The 26,804-nt window shown below is 67.9% G+C and carries 24 protein-coding genes; 12 read left to right on the top strand and 12 right to left on the bottom strand.

What is annotated here, in order from left to right:
- Positions 1-548: hypothetical protein (locus tag VGP60_RS13910; RefSeq protein WP_327548389.1), on the bottom strand; the 548-nt coding region annotated here is incomplete at its 3' end.
- Positions 549-741: 193 nt separating this feature from the next.
- Positions 742-3,006, bottom strand: a complete 2,265-nt coding sequence (locus VGP60_RS13905; RefSeq protein WP_327548388.1) for a sodium-translocating pyrophosphatase — start codon at positions 3,004-3,006, stop codon at positions 742-744.
- Positions 3,007-3,301: 295 nt separating this feature from the next.
- On the opposite strand from VGP60_RS13905, the gene VGP60_RS13900 reads away from it, so the two are divergent.
- Complete coding sequence (locus VGP60_RS13900) at positions 3,302-5,725, top strand: DEAD/DEAH box helicase (RefSeq protein ID WP_327548387.1); 2,424 nt, start codon at positions 3,302-3,304, stop codon at positions 5,723-5,725.
- Positions 5,726-5,731: 6 nt separating this feature from the next.
- Here the strand turns inward: VGP60_RS13900 and VGP60_RS13895 are convergent, their stop codons facing one another.
- From VGP60_RS13895 to ssd, 8 genes are all read right to left on the bottom strand, one after another.
- Entirely contained in the window at positions 5,732-6,361 is a 630-nt protein-coding gene (locus tag VGP60_RS13895; protein WP_327548386.1) for a bifunctional DNA primase/polymerase, read from the bottom strand.
- Positions 6,362-6,748: 387 nt separating this feature from the next.
- Positions 6,749-7,102 carry an Rv3654c family TadE-like protein gene (locus VGP60_RS13890; protein WP_327548385.1) on the bottom strand — a complete coding sequence of 118 codons (354 nt, stop codon included), beginning with the start codon at positions 7,100-7,102 and terminating at the stop codon, positions 6,749-6,751.
- On the bottom strand, positions 7,089-7,451 hold the full coding sequence (locus VGP60_RS13885; protein WP_327548384.1) for a TadE family type IV pilus minor pilin: 363 nt from the start codon (positions 7,449-7,451) through the stop codon (positions 7,089-7,091). The genes VGP60_RS13890 and VGP60_RS13885 overlap by 14 nt, the downstream gene beginning before the upstream one ends.
- A complete protein-coding gene (locus VGP60_RS13880; RefSeq protein ID WP_327548383.1) occupies positions 7,451-7,663 on the bottom strand; it encodes a DUF4244 domain-containing protein in 213 nt (70 codons plus the stop codon). Before VGP60_RS13880 ends, VGP60_RS13885 begins: the two co-directional genes overlap by 1 nt.
- 32 nt (positions 7,664-7,695) lie before the next feature.
- Positions 7,696-8,397: a type II secretion system F family protein gene (locus tag VGP60_RS13875; RefSeq protein ID WP_327548382.1), complete on the bottom strand. Its 702-nt coding sequence runs from the start codon at positions 8,395-8,397 to the stop codon at positions 7,696-7,698.
- Positions 8,394-9,173: a type II secretion system protein gene (locus tag VGP60_RS13870; RefSeq protein WP_327548395.1), complete on the bottom strand. Its 780-nt coding sequence runs from the start codon at positions 9,171-9,173 to the stop codon at positions 8,394-8,396. The genes VGP60_RS13875 and VGP60_RS13870 overlap by 4 nt, the downstream gene beginning before the upstream one ends.
- Positions 9,173-10,333: a TadA family conjugal transfer-associated ATPase gene (locus VGP60_RS13865; RefSeq protein ID WP_327548381.1), complete on the bottom strand. Its 1,161-nt coding sequence runs from the start codon at positions 10,331-10,333 to the stop codon at positions 9,173-9,175. Before VGP60_RS13865 ends, VGP60_RS13870 begins: the two co-directional genes overlap by 1 nt.
- The gene (gene ssd, locus VGP60_RS13860) at positions 10,330-11,403 is read right to left on the bottom strand and encodes a septum site-determining protein Ssd (protein ID WP_327548380.1); all 1,074 of its coding nucleotides are present in this window, start codon (positions 11,401-11,403) and stop codon (positions 10,330-10,332) included. The genes VGP60_RS13865 and ssd overlap by 4 nt, the downstream gene beginning before the upstream one ends.
- 539 nt (positions 11,404-11,942) lie before the next feature.
- Here ssd and VGP60_RS13855 point away from each other — a divergent pair.
- The 6 genes from VGP60_RS13855 (at position 11,943) to VGP60_RS13830 (ending at position 20,419) form a co-directional block, all read left to right on the top strand.
- A complete protein-coding gene (locus VGP60_RS13855) occupies positions 11,943-12,758 on the top strand; it encodes an HAD-IB family hydrolase (protein WP_327548379.1) in 816 nt (271 codons plus the stop codon).
- Positions 12,759-13,397: 639 nt separating this feature from the next.
- Positions 13,398-15,212 (top strand): glycoside hydrolase family 3 protein, encoded by a 1,815-nt coding sequence (locus VGP60_RS13850; protein WP_414640346.1) that lies wholly within the window; start codon positions 13,398-13,400, stop codon positions 15,210-15,212.
- Positions 15,209-16,477, top strand: coding sequence for a DUF1343 domain-containing protein (locus VGP60_RS13845; RefSeq protein WP_327548378.1), 1,269 nt, complete (start codon positions 15,209-15,211; stop codon positions 16,475-16,477). The genes VGP60_RS13850 and VGP60_RS13845 overlap by 4 nt, the downstream gene beginning before the upstream one ends.
- A gap of 35 nt (positions 16,478-16,512) precedes the next feature.
- Positions 16,513-18,255: a serine hydrolase domain-containing protein gene (locus VGP60_RS13840; RefSeq protein ID WP_327548377.1), complete on the top strand. Its 1,743-nt coding sequence runs from the start codon at positions 16,513-16,515 to the stop codon at positions 18,253-18,255.
- Between the two features lie 287 nt (positions 18,256-18,542).
- Positions 18,543-19,466: a MurR/RpiR family transcriptional regulator gene (locus VGP60_RS13835; RefSeq protein ID WP_327548393.1), complete on the top strand. Its 924-nt coding sequence runs from the start codon at positions 18,543-18,545 to the stop codon at positions 19,464-19,466.
- 23 nt (positions 19,467-19,489) lie between these two features.
- The gene (locus tag VGP60_RS13830) at positions 19,490-20,419 is read left to right on the top strand and encodes an N-acetylmuramic acid 6-phosphate etherase (protein WP_327548376.1); all 930 of its coding nucleotides are present in this window, start codon (positions 19,490-19,492) and stop codon (positions 20,417-20,419) included.
- A gap of 295 nt (positions 20,420-20,714) precedes the next feature.
- Here VGP60_RS13830 and VGP60_RS13825 read toward each other — a convergent pair whose 3' ends face one another.
- Positions 20,715-21,446: an oxidoreductase gene (locus VGP60_RS13825; RefSeq protein ID WP_327548375.1), complete on the bottom strand. Its 732-nt coding sequence runs from the start codon at positions 21,444-21,446 to the stop codon at positions 20,715-20,717.
- The gene (locus VGP60_RS13820) at positions 21,443-21,946 is read right to left on the bottom strand and encodes a phosphoribosyltransferase (protein ID WP_327548374.1); all 504 of its coding nucleotides are present in this window, start codon (positions 21,944-21,946) and stop codon (positions 21,443-21,445) included. The genes VGP60_RS13825 and VGP60_RS13820 overlap by 4 nt, the downstream gene beginning before the upstream one ends.
- Positions 21,947-22,027: 81 nt before the next feature.
- Between VGP60_RS13820 and VGP60_RS13815 the strand changes: the two genes are divergently transcribed.
- The 5 genes from VGP60_RS13815 (at position 22,028) to VGP60_RS13795 (ending at position 26,804) form a co-directional block, all read left to right on the top strand.
- Positions 22,028-22,615, top strand: coding sequence for a GNAT family protein (locus VGP60_RS13815; RefSeq protein ID WP_327548373.1), 588 nt, complete (start codon positions 22,028-22,030; stop codon positions 22,613-22,615).
- 70 nt (positions 22,616-22,685) lie between these two features.
- Positions 22,686-23,270: a GNAT family protein gene (locus VGP60_RS13810; RefSeq protein WP_327548372.1), complete on the top strand. Its 585-nt coding sequence runs from the start codon at positions 22,686-22,688 to the stop codon at positions 23,268-23,270.
- Between the two features lie 110 nt (positions 23,271-23,380).
- On the top strand, positions 23,381-25,351 hold the full coding sequence (gene acs, locus VGP60_RS13805; protein ID WP_327548371.1) for an acetate--CoA ligase: 1,971 nt from the start codon (positions 23,381-23,383) through the stop codon (positions 25,349-25,351).
- A 149-nt stretch (positions 25,352-25,500) separates the two neighbouring features.
- Entirely contained in the window at positions 25,501-25,968 is a 468-nt protein-coding gene (locus VGP60_RS13800) for a DUF6319 family protein (RefSeq protein ID WP_327548370.1), read from the top strand.
- A 206-nt stretch (positions 25,969-26,174) separates the two neighbouring features.
- Positions 26,175-26,804 carry a GntR family transcriptional regulator gene (locus tag VGP60_RS13795; protein ID WP_327548369.1) on the top strand — a complete coding sequence of 210 codons (630 nt, stop codon included), beginning with the start codon at positions 26,175-26,177 and terminating at the stop codon, positions 26,802-26,804.

Raw genomic sequence — 26,804 nt, 5'->3', positions numbered from 1 at the left:
GCGCGTTTGCTCGCCGCCGCGAGCTCGGGCACCGAATCGATCCCCGCGAGCAGGTTGAGCTTCGAAATCTCGTCGAGTGGCGCACTGGCGCCCGCGAGCGCCTGACGGGTCGCTTCGGTGTCGTTCACCGAAGCCGCGTCGATGCGCTCCTTGGCCGCCACAGCACGGCTCCTGATGCCGCTGAACGTCTCGATGGCGTCGGCGCGCACGGCCTCACCTCCCGAGGCCGGAGACGGCCCCAGACCGGACAGGCCGGACAACGTCCGATCGAGCCCGCCGACCACCGAACCGAGCAGGTCACTGGACGTACGAGTGGCCTGTTCGGACGTGCTCGGGTCCACCGACGGCATCGTCGACAACGTCTGCACTAACTGGACCACCGCGCCGCAGTAGTCGTCCGCCCAGAGCGCCGCCGGATCGTTCACCTGACCCGGCTGCTGAGCGCTGGGCTGGAGTCTGGCCTGCTGGCCACAACCGGTGAGGGACAGGCCGCCGACCAGGCACAGTCCGAGGGCGATTGCGGCGAGAGCTGACTTCCGCGGCCGCACTCGTAACACCTCCAGAACGGATGGAAAAGATAAAACCGTTCCCGACGGTACCGGTCACCGGGTTGTTGGCAAGTCGCCGAGCGCTGTGGGCGGCGGTCAAGCCGCGCCGCGCCCGGTGCACAACAGAATGCGACAGATGGATCGGGCCCGTCACACCTGAGTGTGACGGGCCCGATCCTAAGGGGTACTGCGGTTACGCGCTCGTCACCGCTGCGGGCGTCTCCGTGTCCGTGAGCACCGTGGAACGGCGCTTCGAGATCACGACGGCGGCCACGATGACCGCGACCGCGACCAGCGAGATGATGATGCGTACGGCGACGTTCTCGTCCGGACCGATCGAGAACTGGACGATCGCGGGCGCGATCAGCACCGAGACCAGGTTCATCACCTTGATCAGCGGGTTGATCGACGGACCGGCGGTGTCCTTGAACGGGTCACCGACGGTGTCACCGATGATGGTGGCCTCATGCGCGGCCGAGCCCTTGCCACCGTGGTTGCCGTCTTCGACCAGCTTCTTGGCGTTGTCCCACGCGCCACCGGAGTTGGCGAGGAACACCGCCATCAAGGTGCCGGTCGCGATGGCACCGGCCAGGTAGCCGGCGAGAGCGCCGGTACCGAGACCGAAACCGACGGCGATCGGGGCGAACACCGCGAGCAGACCCGGCGTGGTCAGCTCCCGGAGCGAGTCACGCGTGACGATGTCGACGACCTTGCCGTACTCGGGACGCGTGGTGCCCTCCATGATGCCCGGGATGTCCCGGAACTGGCGGCGTACCTCGCGGACCACGGCACCGGCCGCGCGGGACACGGCGTTGACCGCGAGCCCGGAGAACATGAAGACCACCGCGGCACCGACGATGACGCCGACGAGGGTCGCCGGGGTCACGATGTTGGCGATGAACTCGCCCGTCCCGCCGATGGCCTTCGTGATGGCGTCCGAGTAGGAACCGAACAGCGCGGTCGCGGCGAGCACGGCCGTCGCGATCGCGATGCCCTTGGTGATGGCCTTGGTCGTGTTGCCGACCGCGTCCAGCTCCGTGAGGATCTGCGCGGCGTCTTCGTCGACGTCGCCCGACATCTCGGCGATGCCCTGCGCGTTGTCCGAAACCGGGCCGAAGGTATCCATCGCGACGATGACACCGACGGTGGTCAGCAGACCGGTACCGGCGAGCGCCACCGCGAACAGGGCCACGCCGCCACCGATGAGGTAGGCGCCGAAGACGGCACCGGCGATCACCAGCGCGGTGTACACCGCGGACTCGAAGCCGACCGAGATACCGGACAGGATCACTGTCGCACCACCGGTTTCGGACGTCGCGGCGACATCCTTGACCGGCTTGTACTCGGTACCGGTGTAGTACCCGGTGAGCTTGAGGATCAGCGCCGCCAGCACGATGCCGACGATCACCGAGAAGGTCGCGATGACCGCGGGGCTACCCGCTTCGGTGTACTCGGCGCCGAAGCCGGAGAACGAAGACGGCAGGAACACGAACGCGGCGATGGTGGAGAGAACCGCGGAGATCACCGCGGAGATGTAGAACGACCGGTTGATGGTCACCAGGCCGCCTTCACCGACCTTCGCCTTGGTGATGTAGACCCCGATCACCGCGGTGATCACGCCGATGGCAGGCACGATCAGCGGGAAGATCAGGCCGTGCACGCCGAACGCCGTGCTGCCCAGGATGAGGGCCGCGACGAGCATGACGGCATAGGACTCGAAGAGGTCCGCCGCCATACCGGCGCAGTCACCGACATTGTCACCGACGTTGTCGGCGATGGTGGCCGCGTTACGCGGGTCGTCCTCGGGGATGCCCTGCTCGACCTTGCCGACGAGGTCGGCACCGACGTCGGCGGCCTTGGTGAAGATACCGCCACCGACACGCATGAACATCGCGATCAGTGCGGCACCGAAACCGAAGCCCTCCAACACCTTCGGTGCCTGGCCCGCATAGACCAGCACGACGACCGCGGCACCGAACAGGCCGAGGCCGACGGTGAACATGCCGACCGCGCCACCGGTGCGGAACGCGATCCGCATGGCGGTTTCACGGCCACCGGCCTGCGTCGAGGCAGCCGCGACACGGACGTTCGCCCGCGTGGCGAGCCACATGCCGGTATAGCCGATGCCGAACGAGAAGACCGCGCCGATGAGGAAGAACACGGAGCGCCCGATGCGCTCGCTCCAGTCTTCCGCGGGCAGGGCAAGAAGCAGCAGGAACACGATCACGCCGAAAACGACGAGCGAGTTGCGTTGCCGATTGAGGTAGGCGGCCGCGCCTTCCTGCACTGCTTTGGCGATCTCCTGCATCTTTTCGGTGCCCTGGCCGGCGGCCAGCACCTCTTTGAGCAGGAAATAACCAATGACCAGTGCGGCAAGGGCGACCACGGCGATCACACCCACAATGGTGTAATCACCTCCGGAGAGCGTGAGGCCCTCCGCGAGGAACTGCCGGGACATTCGTCCTCCTGGAGACGTCGCCTTTAGCCGACAACGGCTGCCGAGGATTCGGCGCGCCGACGTTGGCATGGGATCTACACCACAGGTGGTGTGGTTCGCCGGAGTGTATTGGTACTGGCCCGGGCGTCGGCAAGGCGTCCCGGTAGGAACACGTTCGGTGATCTTGTGAGACTGCTCACTGTCTCATTTTGATAAGCAACCTTTGTCCGGTTCCAAGATCGACATCTTGGCGGGTTTTTCGCGCCTGGCCAGTGCTCTGGGAAGATTGTCGGTGGGCTGTGCGAAGCTCGGGCCCGTGGACGACGGCGGGGACGGGAGCAGGGGCCGATGGCTGCTGAGCCGGGTCACCGCCGGCATCCCCGCGGCGGCGAACCCGGTGACGCACGTGGCCGAGCTGCCTGCCCGAAAAGCGAGCTTTGCGCAGTGGCCGTCGTGGGCGGCGCCTTCGGTGGTGGAAGCGCTGCGGGCGACGGGCGTGCCGGAGCCGTGGTCGCATCAAGTCGAAGCGGCGTCGCTGGCCTTCTCCGGGCAGAGCGTGGTGATCGCGACGGGCACGGCGTCCGGGAAGTCGCTCGCCTATCAGCTGCCGGTGCTCTCGACGCTGGCCACGGACGATCGCGCCTGCGCGCTGTATCTGTCGCCGACGAAAGCGCTGGGCGCCGATCAGCTGCGATCGGTGTCGGCACTGGACATCCCGACGGTCCGGCCCGCGTCCTTCGACGGCGACACCCCGATGGCCGAGCGAGACTGGGTGCGCGCCCACGCGCGCTGGGTGTTCACGAATCCGGACATGCTGCACCGCGGGATCCTCGCCGGGCACGCGCGCTGGGCCCGGTTCTTCCGGCGGCTTTCCTACGTCGTCATCGACGAGTGCCACAGCTATCGCGGCGTTTTCGGCTCGCACGTGGCGTTGCTGATGCGCCGGCTGCAACGGGTCGCCCAGTACTACGGCGCGTCCCCGGTCTTCGTGCTGGCTTCGGCGACCACAGCCGATCCGGCGGAGTTCGCCGCCAAACTGTCCGGCGTCGAGTGCGCCGCGGTAACAGAGGACGCCTCTCCTCGCGGCGGCCGCACGGTGGCGCTGTGGGAACCGCCGCTGCTCGACGAGCTCGCGGGTGAGAACGGCGCTCCGGTCCGGCGGTCGGCGGGGGCCGAGGCGGCCAGGATCTTGGCCGAGCTGGTCATCGAAGGCGCGCGGACACTGGCTTTCGTGCGGTCCCGGCGTGGCGCCGAGCTGACAGCGCTCGGAGCCCAGCGCATCCTGTCCGAAGTGGACAGCTCACTGCCGAAGACCGTGGCCGCCTACCGGTCCGGGTATCTCCCGGAGGAGCGGCGGGCGCTCGAAGCGGCGTTGCTCGACGGCCGGTTGCTCGGGGTCGCGACGACGAACGCGCTCGAACTCGGTGTCGACATCGCGGGGCTGGACGCAGTGGTGCTGGCCGGTTATCCCGGCACGCTGGCGTCGTTTTGGCAGCAGGCAGGGCGTGCCGGGCGAGCGGGTGACGCGGCGCTGGTGGTGTTCGTGGCCCGCGACGATCCGCTCGACACGTACCTGGTGCACAACCCGGCGGCGATCCTCGACCGGCCGGTGGAAGCGGCCGTACTCGATCCGACGAATCCTTATGTACTGGCACCGCAGCTCGCCTGCGCGGCCGCGGAACTACCGCTGCGCAACGACGAACTGGCGATCTTCGGCGGCGACGCTGCCCGGGAGGTGCTGGACACGCTTGTCGCGGACAAGATCCTGCGCCGTCGCCCGAGCGGCTGGTACTGGACTTCCCGTGACAGGCCACAGCACGAGGTCGACATCCGTGGCTCGGGGGCCGAGCAGATCGTGGTGGTGGAAGCGGATTCCGGGCGGATGCTCGGCACCGTGGACCCGGGCTCGGCGAGCTTCGCGGTGCATCCCGGCGCTGTCTACCTGCACCAGGGATCGTCCTATGTGGTCGACGATCTCGACTTCGAGGCCGGGCTCGCGATGGTGCACGCGGAAGACCCGGACTGGAACACCTCACCCCGCGAGGTAGTCGACATCACCGTGCTGAATACGTTGCAGCGCAACGAATACGGCGGGGTGACGGTTTGCCTCGGTGAGGTCGCGGTGACCTCGCAGGTGGTGGGCTACCTCCGCCGCCGGCCGTCCGGCGAGGTCGTGGACCACACTCCGCTCGATCTCCCGGAGCAGGTCCTCAAGACGAGAGCCGTCTGGTACACGCTTTCCGACGAGCTGCTCGAAAGTGCTGCTGTGCCCAATACCGCTGGGTTCGATACTGCTGGGTCCGATACTGCTGAATGCGGGGCACCGGGGGGCGCCGGATTGGATCCGGCGCGCGTCCCCGGTGCCCTGCATGCCGCCGAGCACGCAGCGATCGGCCTGCTACCGCTGTTCGCCACGTGCGACCGTTGGGACATCGGCGGCGTGTCCACCGCTCGGCACGAAGACACCGGGGAGGCGACGGTGTTCGTGCACGATGGTCATCCCGGGGGTGCGGGATTCGCCGACCGCGGCTTTGCCGCGTTGGTCCCTTGGTTGCGCGCGACGCGGGAGGCGATCGTCTCCTGCGAGTGCCCGGCGGGCTGCCCGTCCTGCGTCCAGTCGCCGAAATGCGGGAACGGCAACGATCCGCTGGACAAGGCGGGGGCAGTGATCGTTTTGGAAGCCGTGCTCGGGGCTTTGCTTCAGCACGGAATCCAACACGACCACCTTGATGGTCAGTGAGTGGAACTAAGCGGCCGAAGACTCGACGAGCTGCAGTGCTGCGCTCGACTGGTTTCCGGCAAGCGCGCGGACGAGCACGTCGTACACCGCGTCGGCCTCGGGAAGCTGCCAGCCCCAAACCTCGGGCTTGACCCGCCAGTGCACGACACCGTGCTGGAACGGGGTGGGCGGCAACGGGATCCAGCTGTCCGCGGCGTGCCACTCGATGCCGGCGTTCGCGGCGAGCTCCTGCGGGAACCGATCGGACACCGTGGTCAGGAACAGCCAGCGGCCGTTCGGCAGCGCGACGATCGGCGCGGGGTGACCCGTGGCGCGCAGCAGCCGGGCGGCCTGACGGCCGAGCTCGTCGTCGACCTCAATGGCGTTGAGCACGGTGCCGGTGGCGACCAGCAGGCTCTGCGGCCGGCCGAGGAACCAGTTCGCGACCTCGTGGGCCTCGGTGCCGATCAGTTCACGCCAGTTCTCCTGGGCGGGAACCGGGCGACGCCAGGTGATCTCTTCGCCTTCACCGCGGACGGGAGCCGGGTAGGTACCGGGCATCACCGGCCAGCCGCGCCAGGCGAGGCCGATGGCCTCGGCGCGAAGTTCGATGCGGAAGGCGCTCCGCCAGCTGTCCGGCCAATTCGCGTCTAACATGATCTGTGTCTGCCTCTCCTGCTTGCTACCACTACGCGCCGCTGCGAAGTGGCGCACATCTCAATTAACGGCAAGTTGCACAATGCCGGTAGGGCCCTCGCGGCAACCGGCGGTTACGAGGCGATGAACGCCCAGTAGCTCACCCCCCGGGCCGAACACCGGCTACCGATCATCGTCGGTGGACGACCGACGCCACCCCGCTCGTCGCGGCACCGCGTTACCGCCCCGGTTTCCGTTGGCAATAAAGGAAAGCATTGGTTGCACCATTCGTCTCAGCCGGTCGGCACCCCCTACCGCTCGGCGCGTGAGGGCGACCGTTGCTCGTAGAAACCCACTCCGCTCACCCCGTCGAGCAGGTACGCGCGGCTTCCGCTCGCCGCCGAGCGGCTACGGCGACCGGTGCACCGGACCCGCCCTGGCTCGTGCCCCCGTCGAGCCGAACCGGGCCAGCACCCCGGGCAAAACCGCCTGGACCTCGACAAACGCGTCCCACTGCGCCACCCGGCAGCTGACGAGCCCGACCTTCATCCGGTCGGTCACCCACCGCGCCCTGGCACAAGCGGCGTCGACACCGAGCCGAACCTCACCGGCCGCCGCGAGCGCCGCCAGGTCAGCGGCACTTTCCGCCCGATGGCGAGCCCCGGCGGCCGCGCCCAGCCAGATCAGGAACGTGCCGAGGAAGACCAGCCCGGCCACGGCACAGGCCGTCCAGACCGTCGCCACCCCGCTATCCCTCCGCATGACCCGTCACCTCCCCTGGCTCAAGCACGCCGTACGCCTCGGCCCGCACCTGGAGGCCGGGCAGCAAGCCGCCGAGCGGCTCCGCGGACACCTCCACGGTCACGGTGTCCCCCTCGCCGTGGACGGCCAGGCGGGCACCGCTCGGCGCGAGGTTCCGCACCGCCTCCTCGGCGAGTTGCCGCTGACCTCGGGTTATCAGCCGGGCGGCCTCCCCCGCGGCGTCGGTGCAGCGGAGCTGATCGCCGACGGCCATCGCGCCGCCGCAGATCATCGAAAGCACCACGAGCAGGCTGACCAGCGAGATCGCGGCCTCGACCGTCACCGCGCCGCTGTCGGGCGCGTTGATCATCAGAGCTTCACCGAGAGTGCTCGTTCGACCAGTCCGGTCAGCGCGGAGACCACCGAATCGCCGGTGACGACCGTGTAGAGGATGGCGGCGAACGCGGCGGCGGCGATTGTCCCGATGGCGTATTCAGCGGTGCTCATTCCGCTGTCGTCGATCAGCAGGTGGCCTCCCCGCCAGCGCAGCAGTCTTCGATGGGGTGTTCTCGCGGCGATCATGTTCGGTCCTTTCAGTCCTTTGTGGAGGGTGGTTAGAGGGTGAGGGTGCCGGCCAGGCCGATGACGACCGGTGCCACACCCAGGCAGACGAAGGCCGGCAAGAAGCAGAGCCCGAGCGGTCCGGTGATCAGGACGCCCGCCCGCTGGGCCTTGGCCTCGGCCTGATCGCTCAGGTCCGCCCGAAGCCGGACGGAGAGGTCCGCGGCGACCTCGGCCAGTGCGGTGCCGGACCTCGCCGTCCGCCTGGCGGCCCGCGCCAGTTCGGCGATGCCTTCACACTCGCGGACCGCTGCCCAGGCTTCGACCGGATCCGCACCGAGGTCCAGCAGGTCGGCTGTCGAGCGCAGGGCCGCAGCTACCCGCGGAGGTGCGCCCTCGGCCACCGCCCGCACGGCGACCGGGACCGGCAGCCCGGCTGTCAGGCAGGCCGCGAGCAGGTCGAGGCTGGCCGCCGTCCGCAGGAACTCGCTGTTCTCCCGCTGCCGACGTCGGCGCAGGAGGCGAGTCAGCCACCAGGTAGCCGCGGCGACGGGCACAGCCATGGCCACACCCGCGGGGAAACCACCGAGCGCCGCGGCCGACATACCGCTCACCAGCGCCAGCCGAAGCGGTACCGACGGCATTCGCCGCCGGGCGGGTACAGCGGGTGCGAGGCTCACCAGCCGGGTCCGGGCGACGTTTCGCGACGGCAAGATCAGTAAGGCGATGCCGAGAGCGGTCAGCGTGCCTGTCATCGCGGCACCACCGGTGCGGTGAGTTTCGCGCTCCACGCCATCCCGGCCCAGATGAGACCACAACCCGCGACCAGGAGAACCTGCCCCGCCGAAGTCGAGAACAGGACGTGCAGCGGACCCGCGCCCATCGCTTCGCCCAACACGACACCCACGGCCGGGAGCAGCGCGAGGATGACCGCACTGGCCCGTGGCCCGGCCATCCGGGCATGGCTCTGCCGGGCGAACCGCACTCCGGCGACGACGTCACGGCGGACGGCGTCGAGGATCTCGGCCATCGGCAAGCCGTGCCGCCGCACCAGCGACCACGCTCTGGCGAGCTGGCCGAGGACGCCGTCGCTGCCGCCGGGGTCTCCGTCCAGCCGTGCCGCGGCCGCGATCAGCCGCATCGCCTCAGCGGCTTGCGGTGCCGCGTCGATCGCGGCCGACTCAGCCGCTGTCACCGGGTGCGCACCGCACCGCAACTCCGCGACCATGACTCGCAAGGCCTCGGCGATCCCTTCCGCCGCAAGGAGTTGTGCGGTCGCAACGCGCCGGGACCGCCATTCACGCCCACCGGCGGCGGCGAGCAGAATCGCCGCAACGGCGGCTCCCCAACCGGCGAAGACCAGGACGAGCACGATCGGCACGACGCCCAAGACGAGCCATCGGAGCGGACGGCGCCAGCCCTTCGGCAACGAACGCCTGGGCGTCCGCCCGGACAGAGCCGCCAGCCTGGTCGGCGCGGTCCGCGACGGCCAGCTGAGCAGAGCGGCGCCGCACAGCGCGAACAGGCTCATCACGGCACGACACCTTTCGCCGCGACCAGCTCGGTGAACAGGCCCTTCTGCGCGGTCCAGCGACCGGCCCGCCAGACCGGTACCACGCACACGCCACCTTCGCTTCGCCGCAGCACGCCTACCTCGTCGAGACGGCGTTTGCCACCCGGCGCCCGGCGCATGTGGAGCACGACCTGAACCGCCGCCGCGAGCTGGCTGTGCAGTGCGGCTTGGGAAAGCCCGCCCAGCGCGGCCAACGCCTCGAGCCTGGCCGGTACTTCGCCGGGCGAGTTCGCGTGGACCGTGCAGGCGCCGCCGTCGTGACCGGTGTTGAGCGCGCTCAACAGTTCGCAGACCTCCCGGCCGCGCACCTCGCCGACGACCAATCTGTCGGGCCGCATTCGTAAGGCCTGCCGCACCAGTTCTCGCAAGGTGACTTCGCCGGCGCCTTCGACGTTCGGCGGACGGGCGATGAGCCGGACGAATTGCGGATGTGCGGGCTGGAGTTCACCCGCGTCTTCGACGCAGACAATGCGTTCCGACGGCGAGACCGCGCCCAGCATCGCGCTCAAGAGTGTGCTTTTCCCGGAGCCGGTACTGCCGGTGACGAGAAAGGCGAGCCGCGCGGCGAGCACGGCTTCGAGCAACGCCGCTCCGGCTTGGTCGAAGGTACCGAGTTCGCGCAGTGACTTGAGGTCGTGAACCGCGGGCCGCAGTACTCGCAGCGAAAGGCAGGTGCCACCGGCCGCTACGGGCGGGAGGACGGCGTGGAGCCTGACGCGGCCGTGCGGACCGGCGCCGGGAAGCCAGCCGTCCACATAGGGCTGTGCGTCATCGAGCCGGCGTCCCGCCAGCTGTGCGAGCCGTGTCGCGAGCCTGCGCACCGACTCCTCGTCGGCGAAACCGACGCCGGTCCGGCGCAACCCGTCCACGCCGTCGACCCAGACACTGTCCGGCGCGGTCACCAGGACATCGGTGGTACCCGGATCGGCCAGCAGTGGCTCCAGCGGCCCGGCTCCGACGAATTCGTGGCGCAGCAAGCGAAGCGCGCCGAGTACGTCGGTATGACAGATCGCTCCACCGGCTTCCGCACGGACGGCGTCCGCGACGGCCACCGTGTCCGGAGCCGAGCCCGCACCCGCCAGGCGACGGCGGACTCTGTCGACCAGTTCGGTGCTCATGCCGGCTCCCGTGCGGGACCGGCGTGCGCGGCGGCGAGCACCGCTCCGGCGGCGGTGGCGAGTGGTCCCTTCGGCCGAGGCAAGAACACACCGCGCTCGAGATCCCGTTGCAGCCCGCGTTCCGGGGGCATGGAGGCGAGCAGCGGCAACCCGACATGACCGGCGACGTCGTTCGGCGTCAACCCGCCCACAGGCCACCGCGCCAAGACGAGCGTGCGCCTCGACCGTGCGTCGATCCGCTGCAGAACCCGTTTCGCCGCAACACAGGCGCGGAGTTCCGCGGGGACGACGAGCACCACCAGATCGGCCCTGTCGACCGCGACCGCCGCGCCGCCGGCGAGATATCGCGGCACATCGCAGACGACGGTCCGCCCGGCTCTTCGCCCGGCCTCGATCACCGCGGCCACGGCGTCACCGCTGGGTCCGGGCCCGTCGCGATCACAGGACACAAGGGACAGACGGCCGTCGCCGTGTCTTCGTTCGGGCAGCGCTTCGTGCAGCGCGGCCATCGACACCCGGCCCGAATTCACCTTCAGCTCCGGCCAGCGCAGCCCGGCATCGAGCTCCGCGCCGAACAGCAGATCGATGCCACCGCCCAGCGGATCACAGTCCACCAGCAGTGCGCTGCCGCCCTCGCGCGAAACCGTCAAGCCGATCCCCGCGGCGAGTACCGACGCTCCCGCGCCACCGCATCCGCCCACCACCGCGACCACGCGACCACCCGGCGCACCGGGCCCTTCCGCGACATCGGCCAAGGCCGCGATCAGCTCCGACTCCTCGTCCGGTAGCGAAACGACCCGATCAACGCCGGTCGAAAAGGCCAGTTCCCAGGTCGGTGGCGACGGCGATCCCTTACACACCAACAGGACTCCGCGTCTTCGCGGCAGCGGGATCCCGGCCCGCGCGACCTCTTCGTCGAGGATCACCAGCGGCGCGTGCATCCAGCGAGCCCTCGCGGCCGACAGATCGGGTAGCCGCTCGGGGACGCATCCCACCGCCGCGGCGAGCCGCAGCACCTCGTCGAGCACCACTTCGTCATGGGCGACGATCAGCGGGCGGTCTTCTGCCATGGTGCTCCCCCAAAGTCCTGGCCGGTCGCTCCGGCGTGATCTCCACCGTCACGCCCCGGCCCCACCCGCCGCAACACCGGATTGATCAACCTGTGGACAACCCCCTTCCTGTGGACAACTCGCCCCTTCCGCGCCCGTAATTTCTCCGAACTCGCCGCCCGCAGCTCCTCAGCCGACGCAATAGAAACGGTCCGAAAAAGTTGATAGATGCATGAGTACCCTTTTCCTGAACACCGTTCAAGGGATTGCGCACCGCAGGCCACGGGCCGGGCAAAAGAAAGGGAGGTAAAGGGACGACCCCTCGCCAGGGGGGAGGGGCGAGGGGTCGTCGAGGGTTCAGCCCCGGGGGGTCGGACTGAACCAGCGCGGTGAAACACCGTGCTGGACAACTGTAGCCCGAAGTAGTGGCTGGTGACGCTCGGGACCAACCCCACAATTCGATAACGACAACCCTGAGCCAAAGGGCAACGTTGTCATCGATTTTCCATCGTTTCGTGTCGTGTGTCGTCGATCAACGAACTTCTCCTATTCTTGACACCGTGGCCCCTCCCAGTAGCAGTCCTCCCCAGCCGGTCGCGGCGTTCTTCGACCTCGACAAGACGATCATCGCTTCGTCGAGCGCGCTGGCTTTCAGTAAACCTTTACTCAGAGAGGGCCTGATAAATCGGCGCGCGGCGTTGCGAAGCGCCTACGCGCAGCTGGTCTTCTCGCTGGCGGGCGCCGACGCGGGGAAAACGGAGCGGATGCGGGCGGAGGTTTCCGCGCTCTGCGCCGGGTGGGACGTGGCGCAGGTTTCCGCCATCGTGCGGGAAACGCTGCATGACGTGGTCGACCCGCTGGTGTACGTGGAGGCCACCGAGCTCATCGCGAAGCACAAGGCGGCGGGGCACGACGTGATCGTGCTGTCGGCGACGGGTGAAGAAGTGGTCGCGCCGGTCGCGGAGATGCTGGGAGCGACGCGGAGTGTCGCGACGAGGATGCAGATCGTCGACGGCCGATACTCCGGTCAGGTGGATTTCTACTGCTACGGCGAGAACAAAGCTGTCGCGGCGAAGGAGCTCGCGTCGGTCTACGGGTACGACCTCGCCGACTGTCACGCGTACACCGACTCCAGCACGGACATCCCGCTGCTCGAAGTGGTCGGGCATCCGCACGCGGTCAACCCGGACCGCGCGTTGCGCCGGCACGCGACCGAGCAGGGCTGGCCGGTGCTGGCGTTCGTGAATCCCGTGTCGCTGCGCAGTCGCATCCCGACACCGTCGGCGGGCGTAGTGGCCGTCGGGCTCGGCGTCGGGGCGATGGCCGCGGCAGGGGCCACTTGGTACGGATTGTCCCGCCGGAAGCGGGAAAAGTAGCCGGGCGTGGCCGCGGGCTCACCCACGCGACCCCCACAAGGCGGCATCGGGGCGAATTCCCTTTGCCAGGCCGAAGAATTCTAGATGCGCAGGGTGCTCACGTCACTAGATCGAGCCTCTGTACCGGTGCACCCGTCCGCGCCCTTGTAGTGACCGCCGTCACGGCGTAGAAAGGAGGTGCGGACATTTGGTCGGCCAGGGAAGAGGTAGAAGAGAAGCCTCCTCCACCCCGGCAAATCTCCGTGCGCGGACTCCGGGCACCCACGCGCAGCGCGCCGCGGGAGGCTCGTCGTCTAGGGACTGCTTAGCGGGACGCCGCATGCCGAGTCCATGAAGGTACGACCGAAGTTGCACGCTTGGTCACCCGAGTAGTTCGCGCTCGCAGGCAGCGCCCGTCGGCTTAGGCTGACGGGCGCTGCCAGCATTTCCGGGGCTTTTTCGGTCTTTTCAATGTGTCAAGCCGGTCCTCCCCAAGGCGTCAAGTCCGGCTTACTCCGAACGGCACAAGGGCGTTTGACCCGCCCACGTTCGGTGAGTAGCTTCCCAATACTGGCTCGTTCGGGTGAGAAAGTTTCCCCGAGCGGCCGTCGTCGTGTTGCGCGCTTTTCGCGTGCCGCGCAAGAAGACTGGGAGGCTGTCGTGAGCACACGACGGAGGACATATGCGCTTGCCACGTCGTTGGCGGGGCTGCTGGCGGTGACCGGTGTCGCCGGCGCCGGCCCGGTTTCCGCGGTGAACCAGGATTCGCTGACATCCCAAGCACAGTTGACTTCACAAGCACAGAGCGTGCTCCATGGGTTGAGTCTCGAGGAAAAAGTCGGCCAGTTGTTCGTCACCTGGGTCAACGGGAAATCAGCCGATGAGGTGAATCCCAAGAACCAGACCGACTTCGGTGTCGATACAGCGACGCAGGTCGTGCAGAAGTACCACCTGGGCGGCGTGATCTATTTCAACAACGCCACACGCGACAACTTCGACGATCCGCTTCAGGTGGCGAAGCTGTCCAACGGACTGCAGAAAGCCGCGATCGGCAGTGGTGCGCATATCCCCCTGATGATCTCGACCGATCAAGAAGGCGGCACGGTCACCCGCATGGGCGCACCCGCGACCGAGTTCCCCAACTCGATGGCGATTTCCGCGGGCCGCAGCACCTCGAACGCGACGGCCACCGCCACGATTCTCGGCCGTGAACTCCGCGCCGTCGGGATCAACCAGGACTTCGCGCCCGACGCGGACGTGAACTCGAACCCCGCCAACCCGGTGATCGGCGTGCGGTCGTTCTCCGGCCAGCCCGGCCTGGCCAGTGACTACGTGGCCGCCGAGGTCAAGGGCTACCAGAAGTCCGGCCGCCTGACCGAGACGGTTTCCGCCACCGCCAAGCACTTCCCCGGCCACGGCGACGCGGCGACCGACAGCCACACCGGCCTCCCCCGCATCGACCGCACCGAACAGCAGTGGCGTGACATCGACGTACCGCCGTTCAAAGCCGCGATCAAGGCCGGGATCGACTCGATCATGAGCGCGCACATCCAGTTCCCCAGCCTCGACCCGTCGGGCGAGCCCGCGACGCTGTCGAAGCCGATCATCACCGGCAAGCTGCGTGAAGAACTCGGTTACCAGGGCGTCATCGTGACCGACGCGCTCGAGATGCAGGGCGTCCGCGGCTTGCACACCGACGCCGAAATCCCGGTGCTGGCGTTGAAGGCCGGGATCGACCAGCTGCTCATGCCGGTCCATCTCGACCTGGCCATCAACTCCGTGCTGAACGCCGTCAAATCGGGTGAGCTCACCGAGCGCCGCATCGACGAAAGCGTGCTGCGGATCCTCAAGATGAAACTGATGCGCGGGGTCCTCACCTCGCCGTTCGTCGACACCAACGCGGTCGCGAAGAAGGTCGGCACCGCGGCGAACCTGGCCAAGGCCCAGTCGGTGGCCGACAAGTCGATCACCATGCTGCGCAACGACGGCGGTGTCCTGCCGCTCAAGCAGAAGCCCGCGACGGCGTTCGTCACCGGCTGGGGCGTGAGCACGGTGTCGACACTCGCCGCGAGGCTCACCGCCCACGGCACGGCGACGACAACCCTGCAGACCGGGCAGACGCCGACCGACGCCGTCATCCAGCAGGCCGTCGCCGGGGCCCAGAACGCGGACGTGATCATCGCGCTGACCAACAACCTCGGCGGGTTCCCGTTGCAGCAGAAGCTGCTGAAGGCGTTGAACGACACGGGGAAGCCGGTCATCGCGGTGGCCGCGCAGATCCCGTACGACGCCGGGTACGAGAACCCCGTCCAGACCTGGCTGGCGACGTACGGCTACATCACGCCGTCGCTGGAGGCGCTGGCGAAGGTGATCGTCGGTGAGCTCAAGCCGCAGGGCAAGCTGCCGGTCGACATCCCGGCCGGCGCCGACCTCGGCACCGTGAAGTACCCGTTCGGTTACGGACTGACCTGGTGAGTCTCACCAGGCGAAGCTTCCTCGCCGCGGGTGCGCTCGCGACTCCGATGCTGGCGGCGGGCTCCACGCTCGCCTCTGCCACGGCACCGGCCGCGGCCCCAGAGCAACACAGAGTCGTCACAGGCGCCGACACCTTGGCCGCACAAGGCTGGCGTGCGCTGGCCGGGCGCAAGGTCGGTGTGCTGTCCAACCCGACGGGCGTGCTGGCGAACCAGGACCACATCGTCGACTCGATGGTCGCCGCCGGGATCCGGCCGGTCGCGGCCTTCGGTCCCGAACACGGTTTCCGCGGCAGCGCGCAGGCCGGTGGCTCCGAAGGCGACTACAACGACCCGCGCACCGGGGTGCCGGTGTACGACGCGTACGGCGTCGACGCCACGAAGCTCGCCGGGCTGTTCACCAAAGCGGGCGTCGACACGGTCGTCTTCGACATCGCCGACGTCGGCTCCCGGTTCTATACCTACATCTGGTCGATGTACACGGCGATGGTCGCGGCCGCGAAGGTCGGTGCCGCGTTCGTTGTGCTGGATCGGCCGAACCCGTTGGGCGGCAAGGCTTACGGGCCGATGCTCGATCCGGCGTTCAGCTCCGGCGTCGGGCGGAAGCCGATCGTGCAGCAGCACGGCATGACCGTCGGCGAGCTGGCCCGGTACTTCGCCGGGGAGTTCCTGCCCGCCGAGGGCGTGAAGCTGCCGAAGCTCGAAGTCGTGCAGACCCGCGGCTGGAAACGCGACCGCGTTTTCGCCCAGACGGGTCTGGTGTGGACTCCGCCGAGCCCGAACATGCCGACGCCGGACACCGCGCTCGTCTATCCGGGCACGGGATTGGTCGAGGGCCTGGTGTTTTCCGAAGGCCGCGGCACGACAAGGCCGTTCGAGATCATCGGCGCGCCGAACCTGGACTGGCGCTGGCGCGAGAAGCTCGGTGAACTGGGCCTGCGGGGCGTCACCTTCCGCGAGACGTACTTCGTGCCGACGTTCGGCAAGTTCGTCAACGTGCCCTGTGGCGGCGTCCAGCTGACGGTGACCGACGCGGGCTCACTCGACGCCATCCGCACGGCGGTTTCGATGATCGTGACGGCGAAACAGCTCTACCCGGCCGAGTTCGCGTGGCGGCCCGACAACTACATCGACAAGCTGTCAGGGTCCGACAGGCTGCGCAAGATGGTCGACGCCGGTGCCGGTATCGACGACGTCATCGGCACGTGGCAGCCGGAACTGAACGCGTTCACCAAGAGACGTCAGCAGTACCTGATCTATCGGTGAGGGGACAAGCCGCAATGCGTGCCAGGCCGTGTCATATGAAACTGGTGGTCGCCACGATCGCCGTGGTGACGACCCTGACCACCGCCGGAGCCAGTGCCATCGCCACCCAGGACCACGGAGTCGCCGGACGCTTCGACAGGCCGCAGCAGGGATTCGCCTCGGAGCGCACAGTGCTGCGCGACGGCAAGCCCGGCGACGTCGGCCTCGACGCCGCGCCGATCAAGGCCGGTGAGCGGTTCCTCGAGAGCTGGACGAAGCCGGATGCCACCGGGCATCCGCACTTCTCCGGCGCGGTCGGGCTGATGGGACACGACGGCGTGGTCGTCGACAAGTACGCCGTCGGCAGCGCGGTGCGCTACGCGGATGCCGCCGGCACTGAACTGCCCGCCGACCAGCAGGTGCCGATGCGCACCGACACGATCTTCGACCTGGCGTCGATCTCGAAGCTGTTCACCTCGATCACCGTGATGCAACTGGTCGAGCAGGGCAAGGTCCGACTCGACGCGCCGGTCGTGACGTACCTGCCCGAGTTCGGCGTGAACGACAAGCAGTCGATCACCGTCCAGCAGCTGCTGACGCACGTCTCCGGGTTCGACGCCGACCCGCGGCCGTCGTTGTGGAAGGGCTACCCGGACATCCCGTCGCGCCGCAAGGCCGTGCTGGACAGCAAGCTGAAGAACCCGCCCGGCTCGACGTACCTCTACTCCGACATCAACCTGCTCACCCTCGGCTTCATTGTCGAGAAGGTGACCGGTTCGACGCTCGACGCCGTCGTCCACGACAAGATCGCCGTGCCGCTGGGCATGACCGACACCGGCTACAACCCGCCCGCGGACAAGCTCGGCCGCGTCGCCGCGACCGAGTTCCAGACCGACCCGCCGCGCGGCATCGTCCGCGGCCAGGTGCACGACGAGAACGCGTGGTCGCTCGGCGGGGTCGCCGGGCACGCGGGGGTGTTCTCCACGGCCGGGGACATGGCTGTGCTGGCGCAGACCATCCTCAACGGCGGCACGTACCGCGGGCACCGGATCCTGCGGCCGGAAACCGTGCGTTCGATGCTGACGAACTACAACCAGGCGTTCCCCGGGAACGACCACGGACTGGGCTTCGAGCTCGACCAGATGTGGTACATGGGCGCGCTGTCCTCGCCGGGCACCGCGGGCCATACCGGGTACACCGGCACCACCTTCGTGATCGACCCGAAGTCGCGGTCGTTCGCGATCCTGTTCAGCAACCGGGTCCACCCGAGCCGTAACTGGGGCTCGATCAACCTCGCCCGGGAGACCTGGGCGACGGCGCTGGCGAAGTCGATGGCCGTGCGGCCGACGACCGGACGCGACGCTTGGTACTCCGGGATCGGGGACGCCTCGACGGCCACTTTGACCACCAAACCGCTGTCGTCGCGGACCGGCGAACTACAGGTTTCGTACGACGCGTTCGTCGACACCGAGGCGACCGACACCCTCGTTTTGGAGTCGAGTGGTGACGGAATCACCTGGCAACCGATTACCGTGCGGGCCGCCGGACCGGGTGCGCCGGACGGTGCTGTCAACGGACTGTCCGGTAATGGACACCGCGCGTGGTGGAAAGTGACAGCCGAGGTCGTTACATCGTCTCCGACACTGCTTCGATGGCGTTACGGAACGGACTCGCACTACACCGGTCGCGGAGTGTTGGTGGATCGTTTACATGTCACCGAGCGCGGCCGGTCGATCCTCGACGGTGAGCGAGACGCGTCTTCTTTGTCCACTTCCGGTTGGTCGTTGCACAGCCGGTAACGGAGAGGTAGCGCGAGGCGATACCCATTCGCCGGTCAGCGCGTTTTCTGGTCGATCTTGGCGACCCTCCGTTGCCAAGTCGTTAACAAGAGGACGTTAACAAGTCCGACCTGGTTAGCGACTTTCTGGTCAACGATTAATCGTAAACCGAATCCGCAGACACGGATGGGTTGCGATCTCCCCGAAGGGTGTGGGTAGCCTTGTCTCAAATGCCAACAGTTAGTAACTTTCCCACGGTGAGCGACGCCGACCTCGTCAGCGCGTCTTCCCAGTCCGACACCGGGACGATGCTGACTTCGGTGCGCGATGCGGACTCGAGCCCGCTGGTCCGCATCCGCTCACTTCTGCCCGGACTCGCCCGCGCCGAGCAGCGCGTCGCCCAGGTGGTTCTCGAGGCCCCGTCCTCGGTCGCCCGCCGAAGCATCACCGAGGTGGCACTCGCCGCGAACACCAGCGAGACCACGGTGACGCGGTTCTGCAAGGCCGTCGGCGTCGGCGGGTACCCGCAGCTGCGCATCGCGCTGGCCGCGGACACCGCCCGCTCGGAGGCCCGCTCGAGCCGGAACCTCGGCGGCGAGATCAGCCCCGAGGACGACCTGGCCTCGGTCATCAGCAAGGTCAGCTTCGCCGACGCGCGAGCGGTGGAGGAGACGGCCGAGCAGATCGACGTGCCGACCCTGCAGGAGGTCATCGACATCGTCGCGGGCGCCGGCCGGGTGGACGTCTACGGCGTCGGCGCGAGCGCGTTCGTGGCCGCCGACCTCCAGCAGAAGCTGCACCGCATCGGCCGGATCAGCTTCGCCTGGTCCGACACGCACATCATGCTCACCTCGGCCGCCGTGCTGAGCCAGGGCGACGTCGCCATCGGCATCTCGCACACCGGCGCCACCACCGACACCGTCGAGGCGCTCCGCGTGGCCCGTGAGCACGGCGCGATCACCGTCGCGCTGACCAACTTCCCGCGCTCCCCGATCACCGAGGTCGCCGATCACGTGCTGACCACGGCGGCCCGGGAGACGACGTTCCGGTCGGGAGCCACGGCGAGCCGTATCGCCCAGCTCACCGTCATCGACTGCCTCTTCATCGGCGTGGCACAGCGGCACATGGACGCCGCCGTGAACGCGCTCGACGCCACGAGGGACGCGGTCGGTTCGCACAGGCTCGGGGTCCGCCCGGACGGCAGGCGGCGGCCGCGGGAAACCGGCAAATGACCGAAGACAGCAAAGTGAGGCGCATGATGACCGTCCCACGCCAGGTGGTGCACGTCGATTCGCCGACTGAACAGCGAAACCCGCGCACCGAGGACATCGACCTGATGTCGACCATCGGCATCCTCGGCATGATCAACGCCGAGGACCGCCGGGTCCCCGCTGCCGTCCACGCGGTGCTGCCCCAGGTGGCCCGTGCGGTCGACTACGCGGCCGAGGCGCTGCGTAACGGGCGTCGGGTGCACTACGTGGGCGCCGGAACCTCCGGCAGGCTCGCGACGCTCGACGCGGCCGAGCTGGTACCCACGTTCAACGTGCCGAAGGACTGGTTCGTCGCGCATCACGCCGGCGGCGAGAAGGCCCTGCGGCAAGCGGTGGAGAACGCCGAGGACGACGCCAAGGCGGGGGCCGCCGAGATGACGGCCAGCGTCGAATCCGGCGACTTCGTGCTTGGGCTGACCGCGTCCGGCCGGACGCCGTTCGTCCTCGGCGCGCTGGCCGCGGCCAGCCGTCGCGGCGCGCGCACCGGACTCGTGTCGGGCAACCCCAACGCGGTCCGTCCGCAAGGCGTCGACGTGCTCATCGCCGTCGACACCGGCCCGGAAGCGATCGCCGGGTCCACCAGGATGAAGGCCGGCACGGCCCAGAAGATGATCCTCACCGCCTTTTCCACGGCGACGATGATCAAAATGGGCCGGACCTACTCCAACCTGATGGTCAGCATGCGGGCCACCAACGCGAAACTCCGCGGCCGGATGGTGCGCATCCTGCGCGAGGCCACCGGCATGAGCGCGCAGGACTGCTCGGACGCGCTGACCGAATCCGGCGGTGAGCTCAAGGTCGCTCTCGTCCATCTGCTCTCCGGCGTCGACGTCGCCCATGCGGCGGCGGCACTGGAAGCGAACAACGGCCACGTACGCGACGCGCTCAACACGCTTCACATACGGGCCAGCTAGCCGGACTTGACGACCAAGCACGCGGTGGACGACCACCGGAAGCCTTGTGAGTACGGGAGATTCCACGCCTCGCTCACTCGGACGGCTTGAGTCAGGTCTGTGCCTTTATCGCCCCTGATCGACGATTACGTCTACAGGACACCGGCTTGGTGAAGTCTGCGGCGGTTGGAATGAAGGGTGCCCTGCAGCCGAAATCGCCAGGCCTTCGGCCAAAGGGGCGACTTCGACTGCCCTTGTCAGTGGACGCCTTAGCCATGCTCGGGTTAGCGGTGGGCACCTTGGCCACGCTCGCTGGTCAGGCGACGGCGTCGGAGATGCCTTTGGCTTCCTTGGCGCCGGTTTCTATTGCCTCGCAGGAGAAGAGGAGCCACTCGCGGACGCCTTCGGGGGTGCCGGTGGCGAAGCCTTCCGCGAGCGAAGCGTACCTAGCCAGACGTCGGAAGCAGGCGACTTCGGGAACGGTCAGTGCCTTCGGGTCGAGGCCGCTGGCGATCATCGTGAGGCGTGCCGCGGCGCGGGCGACAACGCCGTCAGCGCTGCCGAAGGGACGCAGTGCCAGTAGTTCCCCATGCACCACAGCGGTCAACAGTGGGCCGGGCGCCTTCGTGGCACCGGTGACCAACTGTGCCAGCAACTCCAGGCGGGACCCGACGCCGTTGTCGTTGCGGGGACGGCCCAGCGCGTCCGGATCGGACACCAAGTCCGCCGCTGCCAACACATGCATCTTCGCCAGCGCCTGAAGCGGCGCCCGCCGCCAAGTCGGCAGCAGCGACTCGAGTGCCTCCGCCACGCGCAGCGAACCGGTGAGAATCGGGTCGGTGACGGCACCTTCGGCCGGGATCTCCGGGTCGGCGCCGTCGATCGCGGCCGACACTCGCGCCGAGCGCACGGACGCCTCGGCGGCCGTCGCGGAGCCGTCGCGGAGGTTCGCGGGGAGCCGGTGGACGGCGAACACGGCGTCCTGCGCGGACTTCACCGCGGCGGCGACCCCTTCGAGTTCGAGCAAGGGGCCCAAGGGATCCGTCATGCGTCCAGTACCTGTCCCTCGCGCTTGACCACGGGCGGCTCGGTCGACCACGGGAAGTTGATCCACCGGTCGGTGTGCCGCCAGACGTACTCGCATTTGACCTCGGAGTGCGGCTTTTCGTAGATCACCGCGCAGCGGACTTCGGCGACGTGGTCGACGCAGAAGTCGCGGACGAGCTTGAGCGTGGCACCGGTGTCGGCGACGTCGTCGGCGATGAGGACGGTCGCGCCGGTCAGGTCGACGGCGTTGGGGACCGGCGGCAGCATCACCGGGAGATCGAGGCGCTCGTTGACGCCGGTGTAGAACTCGACGTTCATCACGTGCAGGTTCTTCACGGCCAACGCGTAGCCGAGCGCCCCGGCGACGAACAGGCCGCCACGTGCGATGGACAGGATGAGGTCGGGCTCGAAGCCGTCGTCGGCGATCGTCTGCGCCAGTTCCCTGCCGGCCGAGCCGAACAACTCCCAGTTCAGCTCTTCCCGCACTTCGGCCGTGTTCATGCGGCGAGTTTATGACGGCACTTCGGCACGGCCGCCAATTGGGGCTATTCTGCATACAGTATGCTGGAGTACGGTGTGGCGGTGACCGATGACTGGAAGCACCGCCCGGCGTTGTCCGGTGAACACGTCCGCCTCGAGCCCCTGACCTCGGAACATGCCGAAGGTCTCTACAAGGCGGGCGCCGATCCCGCGATCTGGACCTGGCTCGCCGTCCGGCAGCCCGAGGACGTCGGCGGGATGCGCGCGATCGTCGACAAGATCCTCGCCGACGGCAGCAGACTCGCCTGGGCACAGGTCGACGCGCACACCGGCGAGGTCGCCGGCACGACGTCGTTCTACCAAATCGACGCCGCCCACAAGATCCTGTCCATCGGCCACACCTGGATCGGCAAGCCGTGGCAGCGCACACCACTCAACAGCGAGGCGAAGTTCCTGATGCTGCGCCGCGCCTTCGAGGAGCTCGGCGCCAACCGCGTCTCACTGGAGACGGACCTGCGCAACGAGGCCTCACAGCGGTCGAACGAGCGACTCGGCGCGGTGCGCGAAGGCGTCTTGCGGGCTCACCGCATCCGGCCGGACGGCACGCTGCGCGACACCGTTGTCTACTCCGTGATCGCCGAGGAATGGCCAGGCATCTCCGAAAAACTGCTGGCGCGCCTCAACAGCTAGAAAGTGGCATCGAAAAGCTTCCAATAATTGGACCTTCAGTGAATCCACTAAGCCGATCTACCGTGGACTCGTGACCGACTGGAACGACCATCCCACGCTGACCGGCGACCACGTCCGCCTCGAACCGCTGACCGTGGCGCACGCCGAAGGCCTCTTCAAAGCCGGTTCGGATCCCGCCATCTGGGCCTGGCTGAGTTCCCGCATGCCGTCGGACGTCGACGGCATGCGGGAGTTCGTCAAAAAAGCCCTCGCTGACACCGACCGGCTGGCCTGGGCACAGATCGACGCGCGCACCGGCGAGGTCGCGGGCACCACCTCGTACTACCAGCGCAACGCCCAGCACCGGATCCTGTCGATCGGCCACACCTGGATCGGCAAGCCGTGGCAGCGCACCCGGCTCAATACCGAGTCCAAACTTCTGTTGCTGCGCAGGGCTTTCGACGACCTCGGCACCAACAGGGTCGCCTGGGAAACCGATATCCGGAACGAACAGTCGCAGCGCGCGATCGAGCGTCTCGGCGCGCAGCGGGACGGCGTCCTGCGGGCTCACCGCGTCCGGCCGGACGGCACGCTGCGTGACACTGTCGTGTATTCCGTGACCGCCACCGAGTGGCGGAGCGTCGAAACTGGTCTGGTGACGCGCCTCACCTCCTGAAGTCGCGGCCGTAGGTGGCTGCAAGCTTTTACTTTGCGTACTAACGTCGTGCCGAAAGCCGTGAGCCGCGGATTCGGCTGTTGACTTTGAACGCCAGGAGGCCTTGCACCATGACCGAGCAGTCCCCAGCGCTGGACAACCTGCTCAACGAGATTCGCACTTTTCCGCCGAGCGAAGAGTTCGCCGGGCAGGCCAACGCGAAAGCCGACCTGTACGCGGAAGCGGATGCGGACCGTGAGGGCTTTTGGGCGACCCAGGCCGAGCGCCTGACCTGGGACACCAAATGGTCCCAGGTATTGGACTGGACCAATGCGCCGTTCGCCAAGTGGTTCGTCGGCGGCAAGCTGAACGTGGCCTACAACTGCGTGGACCGCCATGTCGAGTCCGGCCACGGCGACCAGATCGCGATCCACTGGGTCGGTGAACCGGGCGACACGCGCGACTTCACCTACGCGCAGCTGAAGGACGAGGTCTCCAAGGCCGCGAACGCCCTGACGTCACTGGGCGTGGTGTCGGGCGACGTCGTCGCGATCCAGCTCCAGATGGTGCCAGAGGCGATCATCGCGATGCTCGCCTGCGCGCGCCTCGGCGTGCTGCACAACGTCGTCTTCGGCGGCTTCTCCCCGACGGCGTTGCGCGCCCGCGTGGACGACGCCAAGGCGAAGCTCGTGATCACTTCCGACGGCCAGTACCGCCGCGGCAAGGCCGCGCCGATGAAGGCGAACGTCGACGAAGCGCTCGAAGGCGCGGAGACGGTCGAGAAGGTCCTCGTGGTGCGCCGCACCGGAACCGAGGTGCCGTGGACCGAGGGCCGCGACCTCTGGTGGCACGAGCTCGTCGACGCACAGTCCGCGGAGCACACCCCCGAGGCGTTCGACGCCGAGCACCCGCTGTTCATCCTGTACACCTCCGGCACCACCGGGAAGCCGAAGGGCATCCTGCACACCTCCGGCGGCTACCTGACCCAAGCGGCGTACACCCACCACAACGTCTTCGACCACAAGGCCGGCGAGGACGTCTACTGGTGCACCGCGGACATCGGCTGGATCACCGGGCACTCCTACATCGTCTACGGCCCGCTCGCCAACCGCGCGACGCAGGTCGTCTACGAGGGCACGCCGAACACCCCGCATGAGGGACGGCACTGGGAGATCGTCCAGAAGTACAAGGTCTCCATCTACTACACCGCGCCGACGCTGATCCGCACGTTCATGAAGTGGGGTGCGGAAATCCCGGAGAAGTACGACCTCACGTCGTTGCGCGTGCTGGGGTCGGTCGGCGAGCCGATCAACCCCGAGGCGTGGATGTGGTACCGCGAGAACATCGGCGCGAACAAGACGCCGATCGTCGACACGTGGTGGCAGACCGAGACCGGCGCGATCATGATCTCGCCGCTCCCGGGCGCGACGTCGACCAAGCCGGGTTCGGCGCAGCGCGCGCTGCCGGGCATCTCCGCGAAGGTCGTCGACGACACGGCCCAGGAAGTCCCGAACGGCGGTGGCGGGTACCTCGTGCTCGACAAGCCGTGGCCGTCGATGCTGCGGGGCATCTGGGGCGACAACGAGCGGTACCGCGAAACGTACTGGTCGCGTTTCGCCGACCAGGGCTTCTACTTCGCCGGTGACGGCGCCAAATACGACAACGACGGCGACATCTGGCTGCTCGGCCGGGTCGACGACGTGATGAACGTGTCCGGGCACCGCATCTCGACCACCGAGGTCGAGTCGGCGCTGGTTTCGCACCCGACGGTCGCCGAGGCCGCCGTCGTCGGCGCGAGCGACCCGACCACCGGCCAGGGCATCGTGGCGTTCGTCATCCTGCGCGGCAACGCGGTCGACGGTGGCGAGGAAGCCGTGCAGGCGCTGCGGAACCACGTCGCGAAGGAGATCGGGCCGATCGCCAAGCCGCGGCAGATCATGGTCGTCCAGGAGCTGCCGAAGACGCGTTCCGGGAAGATCATGCGACGGCTGCTGCGCGACGTCGCGGAGAACCGCGAGGTCGGCGATGTGACCACGCTGGCCGACTCCTCGGTCATGGATCTCATCTCCAACGGCCTGAACTCGGGCAAGTCCGAGGAATAGTTTTTACGTCGAGGCCTCCTCCACCGCGCCTCACGCCATGGAGGAGGCTTCGACACGCCCAGCAGTGCCCCCTCCGCACGACAGTCGAACGCATGTTCTACGCTGTCGCCTCGGAGTACCCATCGAACCGGCAAGGAGACGCACCGACGATGACCGTGGATGCCTTGATCAAGCAAGAGGAAACGGCGCTCGAGGCCACGACGGACTCGGCAACGCAGCCCGCCGCCAGCAGCGAGCCGACAGCCGAGTCGGCCAGCACCACTCCCACGACCGAGACCCCGGCCGCCGCGGCGGACGACACCAAGGGCAAGCGCGGCCGTCCCAAGGGCGCCACCGCGGCCCGCAAGACCCGCACGGTCGAGCTCACGCTGACCGTCACCGGCACCGCCGACGGTAACTGGCAGGCCGAGCTCAAGCACGGCACCAAGTGGATCGCCCAGGGCCTGGACATCCCCGCCGCCGCGGTTTCCCGTGCGGCAGCGGAACTGCACGTCGACCTCTCCGGCCCGATCGACGAGGTCATCAACGCGGCACGCGAACTGCAGGCCGCCAAGGTCGCCCAGCTCGAAGCCGAACTGGAGCAGGCGAAGCAAGCCCTCGCCGAGCTCGAGAACTAAACCTTCTTTACCTGCGAACGAAGCGGATGCCGAGTTATTCGGCATCCGCTTTGTCATGTCCGCGCACTGTTGCCGGACCGGGTGGACAGGCGCGGCTGGGTGGCTCGTGAGTGGCTACGAGTGTTCTAACACTCGTAGCCACTCACGACCCCACCTGACCAGCGTGCGCATACACTGGGTATGCAACGTGTATGGAGGGGGTTCGAATGTCCGTATCCGGCCGCGACAAGGCCTATCGGTACCTGAAGAACTCCATCCTGTCCGATCCCGCCGCGCAAGGCGGGTTCATCAACGAGCAGGAGATCGCGGACCAGGTCGGCGTCTCGCGGACCCCGATCCGTGAAGCGCTGCTCATGCTCGCCGCCGAGGAACTCGTGCAGCTGGTCCCGAACCGCGGCGCCTACATCGCGCCGCTCACCGGGAAAGACCTCAGCGAGCTGATCGAGCTACGCGGCACGCTGGAGCGGTTCGCCGCCGAGAAGACGCTCAAGACGGGCTCGGTGCCGCTGGCGGAGATGCGGAAAACCCTTAAGCAGCAAGCAGAACTCGAAGGCATGGACAACGCGAAGGCGTTCATCGAGCTCGACACGCATTTCCACACCCTGCTGATCCAGGCGTCCGGCAACGCGATGCTCGCCAGGACCTACGAAACGCTGTGGGCACGGCAGGTGCGGGCCGGACTGGTCGCGATGTTCGGCGCCACCGACCGTCGCACCGCCGTCCTGGCCGAGCACCAGGCGATCGTCGACGCACTGGCGGCGGGCGATGTCTCCGCCACGCTCGCCGCGATCGACGATCACCTGGGAACGACGCTGAAGATTCAGCTGACCAACTGA

This window comes from Amycolatopsis sp. (assembly GCF_036008905.1).
In the GTDB taxonomy this organism is placed as follows: domain Bacteria; phylum Actinomycetota; class Actinomycetes; order Mycobacteriales; family Pseudonocardiaceae; genus Amycolatopsis.
Note: the sequence above shows the minus strand (reverse complement) of the source record. Positions and strands in the feature narration are given on the sequence as shown.

What these genes read in the sequence shown, in the direction of transcription:
- VGP60_RS13905 (WP_327548388.1), bottom strand. Translation starts at nt 3,006, where the DNA reads ATGTCCCGGCAGTTCCTCGCGGAGGGCCTCACGCTCTCCGGAGGTGAT.
- VGP60_RS13895 (WP_327548386.1), bottom strand. Translation starts at nt 6,361, where the DNA reads ATGTTAGACGCGAATTGGCCGGACAGCTGGCGGAGCGCCTTCCGCATC.
- VGP60_RS13890 (WP_327548385.1), bottom strand. Translation starts at nt 7,102, where the DNA reads ATGCGGAGGGATAGCGGGGTGGCGACGGTCTGGACGGCCTGTGCCGTG.
- VGP60_RS13885 (WP_327548384.1), bottom strand. Translation starts at nt 7,451, where the DNA reads ATGATCAACGCGCCCGACAGCGGCGCGGTGACGGTCGAGGCCGCGATC.
- VGP60_RS13880 (WP_327548383.1), bottom strand. Translation starts at nt 7,663, where the DNA reads ATGATCGCCGCGAGAACACCCCATCGAAGACTGCTGCGCTGGCGGGGA.
- VGP60_RS13875 (WP_327548382.1), bottom strand. Translation starts at nt 8,397, where the DNA reads ATGACAGGCACGCTGACCGCTCTCGGCATCGCCTTACTGATCTTGCCG.
- VGP60_RS13870 (WP_327548395.1), bottom strand. Translation starts at nt 9,173, where the DNA reads ATGAGCCTGTTCGCGCTGTGCGGCGCCGCTCTGCTCAGCTGGCCGTCG.
- VGP60_RS13865 (WP_327548381.1), bottom strand. Translation starts at nt 10,333, where the DNA reads ATGAGCACCGAACTGGTCGACAGAGTCCGCCGTCGCCTGGCGGGTGCG.
- ssd (WP_327548380.1), bottom strand. Translation starts at nt 11,403, where the DNA reads ATGGCAGAAGACCGCCCGCTGATCGTCGCCCATGACGAAGTGGTGCTC.
- VGP60_RS13840 (WP_327548377.1), top strand. Translation starts at nt 16,513, where the DNA reads ATGAAACTGGTGGTCGCCACGATCGCCGTGGTGACGACCCTGACCACC.
- VGP60_RS13835 (WP_327548393.1), top strand. Translation starts at nt 18,543, where the DNA reads ATGCTGACTTCGGTGCGCGATGCGGACTCGAGCCCGCTGGTCCGCATC.
- VGP60_RS13830 (WP_327548376.1), top strand. Translation starts at nt 19,490, where the DNA reads ATGATGACCGTCCCACGCCAGGTGGTGCACGTCGATTCGCCGACTGAA.
- VGP60_RS13825 (WP_327548375.1), bottom strand. Translation starts at nt 21,446, where the DNA reads ATGACGGATCCCTTGGGCCCCTTGCTCGAACTCGAAGGGGTCGCCGCC.
- VGP60_RS13820 (WP_327548374.1), bottom strand. Translation starts at nt 21,946, where the DNA reads ATGAACACGGCCGAAGTGCGGGAAGAGCTGAACTGGGAGTTGTTCGGC.
- acs (WP_327548371.1), top strand. Translation starts at nt 23,381, where the DNA reads ATGACCGAGCAGTCCCCAGCGCTGGACAACCTGCTCAACGAGATTCGC.
- VGP60_RS13800 (WP_327548370.1), top strand. Translation starts at nt 25,501, where the DNA reads ATGACCGTGGATGCCTTGATCAAGCAAGAGGAAACGGCGCTCGAGGCC.
- VGP60_RS13795 (WP_327548369.1), top strand. Translation starts at nt 26,175, where the DNA reads ATGTCCGTATCCGGCCGCGACAAGGCCTATCGGTACCTGAAGAACTCC.